We start from the raw sequence: 12,198 nt of genomic DNA on the forward strand, positions 1-12,198 counted from the left end.
GCCCGGCTGACCGGCCAGTGGCCGGCGCGCATCATCACACGCGGACGGCGGCGGCCGGATCCCAGGCCCAGTAGCGCGCCACGGCGCCGGCATCGACACGCAGATCGGTGCCCGTGATCATGCCGGCATCGTCGGAAGCGAGGAACACGGCGGCGCGGCCGTAGTCGCTGGGCACCGGCAGCCTCTGCATCGGAATGCGGGCGCGGAAGGGCGCCATCACCCGGTCGAGATTCTCCGGCCGCTTGACGGCGCGGCCCCAGCGGGCGGCGCGCTCGAAGGATTCGGCGGGATCGGTTGCCGTCGGCGTCAGGCTGTTGACCCGGATGCCGTGGCCGACCAGCTCCATGGCGGCGGACCGCGTGAAGTTGATCAGCCCGCATTTGGCGGTGCTGTAGGCGATGTTGCCGGGCTCGCCCTGGTGCCCTGCCGTCGAGATGATATTGATCACGCTGCCGCCCGCGCCGCGCGCGATCATGGCCTTGCAGGCATGCTTGGTGAACAGGAAGGCGCCACCCAGGATGACGCCGGTCTGCCGGTTCCACTCCTCGAAGGACATGTCGATCACGCCCTTCTTGTTGAAGAACGCGGCGTTGTTCACCAGCACGTCGATCCGGCCGAACGCGGCCAGCGCTGCCGCCACCGCGTCCTTCACCTGAGCCTCGTCGGTGACGTCGCATGTGACGGCGATGGCGCGGCCGCCGGCGCCGGCGACGGCGTTGGCGCAGTCCGTGGCGTTGGCGGCGTGCGCATCGACCGCGACGATCGCTGCGCCTTCCGCCGCCAGTCCTTCGGCGATGCCGCCGCCGATATTGGGGCTTGTGCCGGTGACGATCGCGACCTTGTCCTTCAGCTTCATGGCGGCAGCCTCAGTGCGGTGGCGCGATCAGGAACGCCTTGGACGAGTTGAAGATCCAGGTGTCGACGAAGCCGGTCTGCTGCGGCTTGCGCTGCAGCGCGCTCAGCGCCCCCACCAGGCACACCCAGTTGAGGATCTCCTGCTGGCCACTGTCCTCGACCTCGGTGCCCGTGTAGTTGCGCCAGGTCTGGTAGTCGCCGGCGCACATCGCGTCGTACATCCGCTGGTCGGCCGGCGTGTCGGGATACAGGAAATGGTTCTTGGCCGTGAGGAAGGCATGCGACCAGCCCGACGAGGCCAGGAGCGCCACCCGGTAGGGCGACTCGGCCAGGATCCGCGCCGTCGCGGCACCGAGATCGAACAGGCGCCGCGGCGTCGGCGCGGGCGGGTCGAGGTCGTCGTCGCTCAGCTCGCGGTCGAAGACCGGCATGCCGCCGCGCTGGGAGATCACCCGCCGCCCGTAGCAGTTCACCGCGAAGGGCACGATCGGATAGGCAAATCCCTTGCGGCCGTAGTCGAGGTACATGACGGCGTTGGTGAAGGCGTGCCCCAGCGGGTGGTGCAGCGGCTTGTACGAATAGGCCGTGTCGAAGCCGGCCTCGATCAGGCGGCTGGCCAGCATCTTGGCAGCGGCCGGATGTCCCGGCAGGTCGAACTTCCTGTCGGTCTCGCCCCATACATTGCCCGGCGGCGGCGAGAACGTGAAGCGGTCATAGGCGTTGATGCAGTAGGGCGGGATGATGTCCTCGCGGAAATTCTCGTACTGATCGTCGCCCCACATCAGGATGAAGTCGGGCGCGAAGGCGTCGAGCGCAGCCCGGGTCTTGTCCATCCAGCCCACCAGGTCGGCGCGGTGGCGCATGGCCGATGATGTGCCCTCGTCGTTGCCCCACTCGGCGCGCATCGGCTCGGGCCAGCCCGCCGGTGTCCGCAGCGCTGCCGGCAGCTTCGGATTCTGCAGCATGCGCTTGAGGATCCAGGACATGCGCTCGTCGGTGCCCGCCAGCGGCGGGTAGTGGGAAATCCCAAGTGCCAGGATCTCGGCCATGGTCGCTTCCTCTCGGCGGTTCTAATGCTGGCTTTCGGGGAGCGAGAGGCGCAAGCCGTCCAGGTCGTCGCTCACGTTGATCTGGCACGACAGGCGCGACCGCTCGTCGGCATGCGGGCAGAACTGCAGCATGGCTTCTTCGTTGGCGTCCTTGGCCGGCAGCCGGTCGCGCCAGTCGTCGGGGACATAGACCATGCACGTGGCGCAGGAGCAGGCGCCGCCGCAATCGGCATCGATCCCCGGCACCATGGCACGCACGGCGCCTTCCATGATGGAGAGGCCGTTGCTGATCTCGATTGTCTGTTCCTTGCCGTTGTTGTCCTGAAAAGTGATCTTGGCCATGTGCTCTTTCCTGGTGACGCTACCGTGGACGGCCTACCCTAGACGGCAAACGCCTTCATGGCGACGCGCTCGTCACCCAGGCGCGACGGGTCGGGCCGCGCCCGCGCTGCGATCAGCGCCTTGGACGCCATGAACTCCGGCATGCGGTTGACGGCGTCGACCGCGATCAGCACGCCGTCGCGCAGGTAGAAGACCGCGAACGACCGGCCGCTGTCCGGCGAGCCGCGCACGATGGCCGTGTCGTGGCCGCCCGACAGCCCCGCCATCTGCAGCTTCACGTCGTACTGGTCGGACCAGAACCACGGCGTCTCCATCGCCGGCGGCGGCCGGCCGCAGATGGAAGCCGCCGCGATCTTCGCCTGCTCCAGCGCGTTGTGCACCGACTCCAGCCGCAGGTTCTGGTCCAGCATCGGATGCAGTCGCCGGGTGCAGTCGCCGACGGCATAGACCGCCGGATCCGCCGTGCGGCACTGCGCATCGACCACGATGCCGTCCTCGACGGCAAGTCCGGCGTCGCGCGCCAGCTCGACATTGGGCGCGGCGCCCACGCCCACCACCACGAGGTCGGCTTCATGCCGCGCCTCGCCGCAGACGACATGCGTGACCCGGTCGTCGCCGGCGAAGCCGCTGACGGCCGTCCCGGTGATCACGTTCACGCCTTCCTCGCGGTGCAGCCGCTCGTAGAAGCCGGAGACGATCGGGCCGACGCCGCGTGCCATCAGCCGCGGCGCCTGCTCCAGGACGGTGACCTGCAGCTTCTGCCTGGCGGCGACCGCCGCCAGCTCCAGGCCGATATAGCCGCCACCCACGATCACCAGCCGCCGGCCCGCCGCCAGGCGGGCGCGGATCGCCTGCACGTCCTGCACCGTGCGCAGGTAGAGCACGCCGTCGAGATCGTTGCCGGCGAGCGGCAGCGCGCGCGGCCGGCTGCCCGTGGCCAGCACCAGGGTGGTGTAGGGAAGCGCCGCGCCACCGTCGATGACGACGGTGCGCGCCGACCGGTCGATGGCCACGGCGCGGGTGTCCAGCATCAGGCGGACGCCTGATTTATCGTAGAACGCGGGCGGCCTGACATAGAGGCGGTCCAGGGTGACCTCGCCGGCCAGGAACTTCTTGGACAGCGGCGGCCGCTGGTAGGGCGGATGCGGCTCCTCGCCGACAAGCGTCACGGCGCCCTTGAAGCCGTCCTGCGCCAGGCTGGCGGCGAGCTGGCCGGCGGCATGTCCTGCGCCGATGATGACAAGCGATTCGTTCACGCGTTCCTGCCTGCAAAGATGCCGAGAAAAGTTCCGGCATCGTAGCGCAATGACGATTGGTCGTGCACCCGCGTCCGATGGCACTATAACCGTGGGCCGGTCGCCGGTTCAAGATTCTAACGGATGTTTGTTATTTTTATTGACTTGAAAGGGCCTGTGCGCCAATGCCGAGCTGTTCGGCGGCGCCCGGGCGCTTTGCGACCGCGTCATGGACATGGTCGAGCGCAAGGCCGCCGAGTAGGCTGGCCGTCATCGCGCCGTGAGGGAGGAAAGCATGAGCATCGTGGCCGCCCTGCCGGACTCGTCCGGCGCCTATGCCGGCATGATCCGCGAGGACCGGGAGCGGCATCTGTTCCGCGTCGCCCGGCAGGCCTTCACCGACGAGGCCGTGCTCGAGGCGGAGCGACGGCAGATCTTCGATCGCTGCTGGCTCTATATCGGCCATGGCTCGGAGATCGCCGGCAACTGCGATTTCCTGACCCGCTCGGTCGGCGGCCGCGAGCTGATCTTCAATCGCGACCGCGGCGGCGCCGTGCATGCGTTCCTCAACACCTGCCCCCACCGCGGCGCCACGGTCGTGCGCGAGAGCAAGGGCAATGCGTTGTCGTTCCGCTGCTTCTATCACGGCTGGTCGTTCAACGTGAACGGCCGCTTCGCGTCGCGCTTCGAGGAAGGCAACTACGGCAAGGACCACTACGACGGCGGCTGCGCCGACCTCGTGCAGGTGCCGCGCCTGGAGAGCTATCGCGATTTCTGGTTCATCAATTTCGACCGCAACGCCGTGCCGCTGCCGGATTACCTGGCGCAGGCCAAGGAGTTCATCGACCTCGTGGCCGACCAGGCCGAGGCCGGCATGGAGATCATCGGCAGCGGCCAGCAATACATCATCAAGGCCAACTGGAAGCTGCTGGCCGAGAACAGCGTCGATGCCTTCCATGGACTGCCCACGCACAGCACCTATTTCGACTACCTGCAGAATGTCGGCAGCCTGCGGATGGGCAAGGGCTTCGACGCCAGCGCCAACCGCATGACCGACCTGGGCAACGGCCATGCCGTGATCGAGTACGGCTCGCCCTGGGGCCGGCCGATCGCGCGCTGGGTGCCGGCCTGGGGCGAGGAGACGCGCGACGTCGTGCAGCGCCTGCGCCAGGGGCTGATCCGGCGTTTCGGCGAGGTGCGTGGCCTGCGCATGGCCGAGACCAGCCGCAACATGATCATCTTCCCGAACCTGGTGATCAACGACATCATGGCCATCACCGTGCGCACCTTCTATCCCGAGGCGGCGGACCGCATGGCGGTTAGCGCCTGGGCGCTGGGCCCGTGCGGCGAGGATGCCGCCCTGCGCAAGCTGAGGCTGTTCAACTTCCTGGAGTTCCTGGGGCCAGGCGGCTTCGCCACGCCCGACGACCAGGAGGCGCTGGAGAATTGCCAGCGCGGCTATCGCAACATGCGCGAGGCGGGCTGGAACGACATCTCCAAGGGCATGCCGCGGGCCGGCGCCCCCAGGAACGACGACGAGGAGCAGATGCGCTGCTTCTGGCGCGAATGGCGCCGCCGCATGACGGCGGCCGCTTGAGCGGGCATGGGAGCAGGTGCGACATGAACGCCGACTCGCCGATCGCCGATGACCTGGCCATGAGCGGAAGCTGCACCCGGGCCAAGGTCGAGAACTTCCTCTATCACGAGGCCGCGCTGCTCGACGGCTGGCGCATCGAGGAATGGTTCGCGCTCTTCGCCGAGGGCGCGACCTACGAGGTGCCGCCGACGGGCGATGGCGACGAGACCGACCCGGCCACGTCGCTGTTCTATATCGCCGACGACTACGTGCGCCTGCGCGAGCGCGTCACGCGGCTGCTGAAGAAGGACGCGCATTCCGAGTTCCCGCGCTCGCGCCAACGCCACATGGTCAGCAACGTGCGCGTCACGGCGCTGGTCGACGGTGTCGCCGACGTCGCATGCAATTTCGTCACCTACCGCGCCCGGCGCGGCGTGGTCGACACCTACTACGGCCAGCATCTCTACCGGATCGACTGCAACGCGGCGCCGTGGAGGATCCGCTCCAAGCGCTCCGTGCTTGACATGGACATGCTCTATCCCGGCAAGCTCAGCATCATCATCTGACGATGGAGCGTTGCTGATGGACGGCCTGATCGACGTGCACTCGCACATCGTGCCGCGCGACCTGCCGGCCGAGCCGACGGCCGGCGGCATCGACAAGTGGCCCTGCATCCAGTGCCATAGCGCGACGGCGGCCACCGTCCTGATGGGGCGCAAGCCGTTCCGCGAGATCGACGAGCGCTCGTGGGACATCCAGCGCCGCATCGCCGACATGGACCGCGACGGCGTGTCGGCCCAGGTGCTGTCGCCGATGCCGGAGCTGCTGTCGTACTGGATCGATGCGGCGCCGGCCACCGAGCTGGCGCGCTTCATCAACGGCGCCATCGCCGAGATGGTGGCCAAGCGGCCCGACCGGTTCCACGGCCTGGGCTCCGTGCCGTTGCAGGACCCTGAGCGCGCCGCCGCCGAGCTGCTTCTGGTCAAGGAGCGCTTCGGGCTGAGCGGCGTCGAGATCGGCAGCAACATCAATGGCCGCTATCTCGGCGACCGCCGCTTCGATCCGTTCTTCGCCGCGGCGCAGGAGCTCGACCTGGCCGTCTTCGTGCATGCGCTGCATCCGCTGCAGGCGCCGCATCTGACCGCGAGCCCGGCCCTGGTGGCGCTGGCGGCGTTTCCCGTCGACACCGCCTTGTGCGCCGCCAGCCTGATCATGGACGGCGTGCTGGAGCGCTTCCCGCGGCTGCGGATCGGGTTCAGCCACGGCGGCGGCGTCCTGGCGCCCATCCTGCACCGCATGGAGAACGGCTGGCACCGCATGCGCGGCTTCGACGGCAAGCTGCCGCAGTCGCCGAAAGCCTATGCCGCGCGCTTCTTCTACGACAGCCTGGTCTACGATGCGCATTATCTTGCGCACCTGGTGACGGATGTCGCGCCCGGCCAGGTCTTCGCCGGCACCGACTATCCCTATCTCATCGAGCAGCGTGACCCCGCTGCCTTCATCGCCGGCGTCGCTGACCGGGTCGCCGGGGGCGCCACACTGTGGTCCAGCGCCGCACGGCGCTTCCTCGGGCTGGACGTTGCATGAGGCGGCTCCTATAAGATCGCGGTGGTGGGGCCGCACGGCACGTATTGCGGGCAGGTGATGCAGCAGTTCGCAAAAACCACGAAGAACGCGGTATCGAAGGCAGACAAGACAAAGGCGCGCTTGATCAACGTCGCCAAGCGCCTGGTTCAGGAGCACGGCTCCGATGTCGTGACCCTGCGCGATATCGCGGCGGCGGCCAAGATGAAGGCCGGCAGCATCTACTATCACTTCGAATCCCGGGATGAGATCATTCGCGCCGTGCTGGCCGACGGTATCGGCCGCGCCACCGTGGCGGTGACGGCAGCGATCACCGCCGCCGGCCCGCAGAGCACGCCGATCGAGCGTTTCCACGCGGCTTTGCGGGCGCATCTGAAATACACGGTCGAGGAGCATTTCTCGGCGCGGCTCAAGGCCATAAGGCGCCTGCCCAAGCGCCTGCGCGACCAGCACATGAGCCAGGAACGCGAGTACGCCGCGATCTTCACCGGCCTGCTGCGCGAAGCCCAGAAGCAGGGGGCGTTGCGCCCCGGCTACAATCTGTCGGTGGTGCGCATGCTGGCCATGGGCGCGCTCACCTGGGTTGCCGAGTGGTACGACCCGCAAGGCCCGATGTCGCTCGACGACGTGGCCGACGAGCTGATGCGCATCCTGCGCGACGGTGTCATCAAGCCCGCATAGCCGCGCCGCTCGCCCGAGCGGCCCACGCTGTCATTCCGGACGATCCACGCCGTCATCCCGAGCAGTCCCACCATTGTCATCCCGAGCGCAGCGAGGGATCTCCCGCGCATGGCGCACCGTACCTCATTTGCGGGAGATCCCTCGCTGCGCTCGGGATGACGGTTGCGCTCAAGATGACAGAACCCGGCTTGCGCTGAATTCTAACATCTGTTCTATTCGAACAAAGGTAAGTTTTCGGGGTCGAGACGTCGGGAGGCAATCATGCGCAGGCTGCGCTTCATCGATCTTGCCGCCATGGGCGGCGTGGCCATGGCGGCGGCGCCGTCGTCATCGTGGGCGGTGCAGCCCTATCCGTCGCGTCCGGTCAGGGTGGTGGTGCCGCTGGCGGCCGGCGGCAACATGGACGCCATGACCCGTCTGATCACCGAGCGGCTGGCGGCCGTGCTGGGCCAGCCGGTCATCGTCGACAACCGGCCGGGTGCGACCGGCATGATCGGCGCCAATGCCGTCGCCAAGGCGGAGCCCGACGGCCATACCGTTCTGTTCGCGATCAGCAGTGTCGTGCAGAGCATCCGCCTGCAGAAGAATCCACCCTACGCCTTGCGCGAGCTGGCGTCGGTCACGCAGCTCGCCGATCTGCCGGTCGCCTTCGGCATTGCCGAGGCGCTGGGGGCGCGCGACCTTGCGGGATTCGTCAACATGGTCAAGCAGCGGCCCGGCAAGCTGTCGTACGGCTCCTACGGCATCGGCTCCAGCGGCCACATCATCGGCGAGATGCTGAAGCGCACGGCCGGCATGAACATCGTGCATGTGCCCTACAAGGGCGAGGCGCCGGCGATCAACGACCTGCTGGGCGGGCAGGTCAGCGCCGTGTTCGGCTCGGCCGGCGGCGTGGCGCAGCATCCCGGCAAGATCCGGATGGTGGCCGTGTCGGGAGCCCGCCGCCTCACCCGCTACCCTGACGCGCCGACCTTCGACGAGGCCGGCTTTCCGCTGGGCGGGCTGACCGGATGGGCGGGCGCCTTCGTGCCGGCGTCGACGCCGGCGCCGATCATCGAGCGGCTGCGCGTCGAGATCGATCGTATCGTGCGTCTGCCGGATATTGCGGCGCGCATTCTCGATTTCGGTTTCGAGCCCATGGGCGAGACCGCGACGCCTTTCGCCGCCTTCGTGCAGGACCAATATGATCGTTGGGGCGCGGCCATCAAGGATGCCAATATCGAACCCGAATGAGGTGCGTTGATCGGAGGACGCGCGTGAAAGCCATGATGTGCCGGGCATTCGGCCCGCCGGAGTCGCTCGTGCTGCAGGAATTGCCGTCGCCGCCGCTGGCGCCGGGCCAGCTCAGGGTCGCAGTGCATGCCTGCGGCGTGAACTTCCCCGACCTGCTCATGATGCAGGGCCGCTACCAGTTCAAGCCGCCGCTGCCCTTCGCGCCTGGCGGTGAGGTCGCCGGTGTCGTGGTCGAGACGGGGCCGGATGCCACGGGCTTTCCCGTCGGCGCGCGCGTGCGCTGCTCGGTGGGCCATGGCGGCTTCGCCGATGAGGTGGTCGTCGCCGGGAAGCAGGTGGTCGCGCTCCCGGACGCGGTGGATTTCGTCACCGGTGCCGTGATGGGCGCAGCCTACGGCACGTCGCTGCACGCGCTGGCCGACCGCGCGCAGCTCGCGCCGGGCGAGAGCGTGCTGGTGCTGGGCGCGACCGGCGGCGTCGGTCTGTCGGCCGTCCAGCTCGCCAAGCTCATGGGCGCCCGGGTGCTGGCTGCCGGCGGCAGCGATGCCAAGCTGGCACAGGTCGCGGCCGCCGGGGCCGACGCCGTCGTCAACTACAACACCCAGGATCTGCGTGCCGCGATCGCAGCCTTCACCGACGGCAAGGGCGTCGACGTGGTCTACGACACCGTCGGCGGCAGCTACAGCGAGCTGGCCTTGCGGTCGACCGCCTGGCGCGGACGTTTCCTGGTCGTCGGCTTCACCGCTGGCGAGATCCCCAAGCTGGCGGCCAATCTGCTGCTGCTCAAGGGCTGCGCCGCCATCGGCGTGTTCTACGGCGACTATCTGCGGCGCGAGCCCGAGCATGGCCGCGCCGAGTTCCAGCGACTGATGGGCTGGTTCGAGTCCGGCCAGCTCAAGCCCCACATCCACCGCACCTATCCGCTGGCCGAGGCATCGGCGGCGCTGCGCGCGATGGCCGACCGCCAGGTCGTGGGCAAGATCGTGGTCGTGCCGCGCTGAGGCGGCGCGGCTCCTGCCGTCCCGATCACTGTCATCCCCTCGCTTCACGCGCGATGACCACGTTGTAGAAAATAACTACCATCTGTTAGATTTCGATTGCGCTCCCGAGGCTTGTGGCTATGTTCTGCGGCAATCAGACCCGGGAGGAAGCCATGAGCAGGGGCGTGACGCGGCGCGCGGCATTGGCAGGGGTTACCGGCGCGTCGCTGGCGGCTTGCGGCATCGGTCGCGCTGCGGCGAAGAGCTACGGCCCGGGCGTCACCGATTCGGAGATCAAGCTCGGCACCACGTCGCCCTACAGCGGCCCGGCGTCGGGCTTCGGTGTCTACGGCCAGGCGCAATCGGCCTATTTCCAGATGCTGAACGAGCAGGGCGGCGTCAATGGCCGCAAGGTCAACCTGATCTCGCTCGACAATGCCTACAACCCGCCCAAGGCCCTGGAGCAGACGCGCAAGCTGGTCGAGAGCGACAACGTGCTGGCCATCGCCGGGTTCCTCGGCACGGCGCCCAACACCTCGGTCCAGAAATACCTCAACGGCAGGAAGGTGCCGAGCCTGTTCCTCACCTCGGGCGCCGAGCGCTTCAACGATCCGAAGGAGTATCCCTGGATCGTGCCGCTCTATCCGACCTATGTCGCGCAGGGCAGCATCTTCGCGCGCTACATCCTCGACCAGAAGCCCGGCGCGAAGATCGCCGTGGTCTATCTCAATGACGATCTCGGCAAGGACTTCCTGCACGGCTTGAAGATCGGCCTGGGCGACAAGGCCAGGTCGATGATCGTGCGCGAGGTCAGCCATGAGCTGACCGATCCCAGCATCGACAGCCAGATCATCGATCTGAAGGGCGCCGGCGCCGACACGCTGATGCAGTTCACCACGTCGAAATTCGCCGCCCAGGGCATCCGCAAGGTCCACGACCTCGGCTGGAAGCCGCTGCACATCCTGGCCAGCATCGCCTCGGGCATCGGCGCGACCCTGGTTCCCGCCGGCGTCGAGCAATCCAAGGGCATCATCACGGCGCGCTGGGAGAAGCTGCCCACCGATCCGGCGACGCTGAACGACCCCGATGTCGTCGCCTACGCGGCCTTCGTGAAGAAGCACATGCCCAGCCTCAACATCGAGGACAACACGGCGGTCCCGGGCTACATCAACGCTTTCATGATCGCGCATGTCCTGCGCCGGTGCGGCGATGATCTGACACGCGAGAACGTGCTGAAGCAGGCCACCAGCCTGAAGGATGTCGCGCCGCCGATGCTGCTGCCGGGCATCACGCTCAGCAACTCGCCGCAGGATTACCTCGCCTTCCACGGCATGCAGCTGGGCCAGTTCGACGGCACACGCTGGGTGTCGATCGGCGACGTGATCAGGATCAGCGCCGCCCGGTGATGATCCCGGCGGGTGACGACGCGGCATTCCGCGAGTCGCTTGCGATGACATGAGGGCGATGTCCCGCTACGCTCGGCCTGACCGACCGAACGGGGCTGCCCATCGCCATGACCGATTTCCAGGCCGCGATTCTGCATCAGGTGGGGCAGCCCTTGGCGATCGGCCGCGTCACGATCGACCGGCTCGAGCGTGGCGACGTGCTCGTGCGCATCATGGCATCGGGCCTCTGCCATACCGATCTGGAGGTCATCGACGGATCGCTCGCTTATCCCATGCCGATCATCCTCGGGCACGAGGGCGCCGGCGTGGTCGAGGCCGTGGGTGAGGGCGTCGAGGATATCGCCGCCGGCGACCATGTCGTGGCCTCGTGGAACCCGCATTGCGGCCACTGCTTCTACTGCCGGCGCGACCAGCCGATCCTGTGCGAGCCGTTCACCTGGCATCAGCCGCGCGGGCACCTGCTCGACGGCGCCTCGCGGCTGCGCGCCGGGGCGCAGGCCGTCCACCATTTCTCGGTAGTGTCCTCGCACGCGCAGTATGCGGTGGTGCCGCGGTCCGGCGCGATCCGCGTGCCGCGCGAGATCCCGTTCGATCGCGCCTGCCTGATCGGCTGCGGCGTGATGACCGGCGTCGGGGCTGCGGTCCGCGTCGCCGCGGTCCAGGCCGGCGCGACGGTCGCCGTGATCGGCTGCGGCGCGGTCGGCCTGAATGTGATCCAGGGCGCGCGCCTGGTCGGCGCCGGCACGGTCATCGGCATCGACCGGGATGCGGCGCGCCGCGACCTGGCGCGGACCTTCGGCGCCGACCTCGCCATCGGCGCGGTGGGCGAGGACGTCGATGCCGGCGTCAAGGCGGCGACCGCGGGCCGTGGCGCCGACTACGTCTTCGAGGCCGCCGGCAGCGCCGAGGGCTTCCGGCTGGCCACCGAGATCACGCGCCCCGGCGGCCAGCTCGTGTTCCTCGGCAAGGTGAACGTGTCCCAGGACGTGTCCTTCCGCTGGGGCGCGCTGATGGGCGAGAAGAAGATCACCCGCTCGAGCTACGGCGGCGCCCGGCCGGAGCGCGACTTTCCGTGGCTGGCGCGCTGCTATCTCGACGGCAAGCTGAAGCTGGACGAGCTGATCACGGCGCGCCTGCCCCTGGCGCGCATCAACGATGGCTTCGACGCGATGCGCCGCGGCCAGACGATCCGCACCGTGGTGCAGCCCTGGGATGCGGCGGGCTCGCCTTGACGCCTATGGAAGCGCTACCATAGAG

12 protein-coding genes are annotated in these 12,198 nt (G+C 68.2%); 8 read left to right on the plus strand and 4 right to left on the minus strand.

The window, feature by feature from the left end; genetic code table 11:
- Positions 1 to 34: 34 nt before the first annotated feature.
- Genes FHP25_RS10500 through FHP25_RS10515 form a run of 4 tightly spaced genes read right to left on the minus strand, consistent with a single transcriptional unit; the run spans position 35 to position 3,502 of the window.
- Positions 35 to 856 (minus strand): SDR family NAD(P)-dependent oxidoreductase, encoded by an 822-nt coding sequence (locus tag FHP25_RS10500; RefSeq protein ID WP_147846881.1) that lies wholly within the window; start codon positions 854 to 856, stop codon positions 35 to 37.
- Between the two features lie 10 nt (positions 857 to 866).
- A complete protein-coding gene (locus FHP25_RS10505; RefSeq protein ID WP_147846882.1) occupies positions 867 to 1,904 on the minus strand; it encodes a DODA-type extradiol aromatic ring-opening family dioxygenase in 1,038 nt (345 codons plus the stop codon).
- 21 nt (positions 1,905 to 1,925) lie between these two features.
- Positions 1,926 to 2,246 (minus strand): 2Fe-2S iron-sulfur cluster-binding protein, encoded by a 321-nt coding sequence (locus tag FHP25_RS10510; protein ID WP_147846883.1) that lies wholly within the window; start codon positions 2,244 to 2,246, stop codon positions 1,926 to 1,928.
- 38 nt (positions 2,247 to 2,284) lie between these two features.
- Complete coding sequence (locus FHP25_RS10515) at positions 2,285 to 3,502, minus strand: NAD(P)/FAD-dependent oxidoreductase (RefSeq protein WP_147846884.1); 1,218 nt, start codon at positions 3,500 to 3,502, stop codon at positions 2,285 to 2,287.
- A 274-nt stretch (positions 3,503 to 3,776) separates the two neighbouring features.
- On the opposite strand from FHP25_RS10515, the gene FHP25_RS10520 reads away from it, so the two are divergent.
- From FHP25_RS10520 to FHP25_RS10555, 8 genes are all read left to right on the plus strand, one after another.
- Positions 3,777 to 5,078 carry an aromatic ring-hydroxylating oxygenase subunit alpha gene (locus FHP25_RS10520; RefSeq protein ID WP_218578316.1) on the plus strand — a complete coding sequence of 434 codons (1,302 nt, stop codon included), beginning with the start codon at positions 3,777 to 3,779 and terminating at the stop codon, positions 5,076 to 5,078.
- Between the two features lie 23 nt (positions 5,079 to 5,101).
- Positions 5,102 to 5,623, plus strand: coding sequence for an aromatic-ring-hydroxylating dioxygenase subunit beta (locus tag FHP25_RS10525; protein ID WP_147846885.1), 522 nt, complete (start codon positions 5,102 to 5,104; stop codon positions 5,621 to 5,623).
- Between the two features lie 16 nt (positions 5,624 to 5,639).
- Entirely contained in the window at positions 5,640 to 6,644 is a 1,005-nt protein-coding gene (locus FHP25_RS10530) for an amidohydrolase family protein (RefSeq protein ID WP_218578317.1), read from the plus strand.
- A gap of 21 nt (positions 6,645 to 6,665) precedes the next feature.
- On the plus strand, positions 6,666 to 7,322 hold the full coding sequence (locus FHP25_RS10535) for a TetR/AcrR family transcriptional regulator (protein ID WP_147846887.1): 657 nt from the start codon (positions 6,666 to 6,668) through the stop codon (positions 7,320 to 7,322).
- A gap of 261 nt (positions 7,323 to 7,583) precedes the next feature.
- On the plus strand, positions 7,584 to 8,555 hold the full coding sequence (locus FHP25_RS10540) for a tripartite tricarboxylate transporter substrate-binding protein (RefSeq protein ID WP_147846888.1): 972 nt from the start codon (positions 7,584 to 7,586) through the stop codon (positions 8,553 to 8,555).
- 32 nt (positions 8,556 to 8,587) lie between these two features.
- Complete coding sequence (locus FHP25_RS10545) at positions 8,588 to 9,556, plus strand: NADPH:quinone oxidoreductase family protein (protein ID WP_231712279.1); 969 nt, start codon at positions 8,588 to 8,590, stop codon at positions 9,554 to 9,556.
- 152 nt (positions 9,557 to 9,708) lie between these two features.
- Positions 9,709 to 10,941, plus strand: coding sequence for an ABC transporter substrate-binding protein (locus FHP25_RS10550; protein ID WP_147846890.1), 1,233 nt, complete (start codon positions 9,709 to 9,711; stop codon positions 10,939 to 10,941).
- Between the two features lie 107 nt (positions 10,942 to 11,048).
- Entirely contained in the window at positions 11,049 to 12,173 is a 1,125-nt protein-coding gene (locus tag FHP25_RS10555) for a Zn-dependent alcohol dehydrogenase (protein WP_147846891.1), read from the plus strand.
- The last annotated feature ends 25 nt before the right edge of the window (positions 12,174 to 12,198 follow it).

The organism is Vineibacter terrae (genome assembly GCF_008039615.1).
Taxonomy (GTDB): Bacteria; Pseudomonadota; Alphaproteobacteria; order Reyranellales; family Reyranellaceae; genus Vineibacter; species Vineibacter terrae.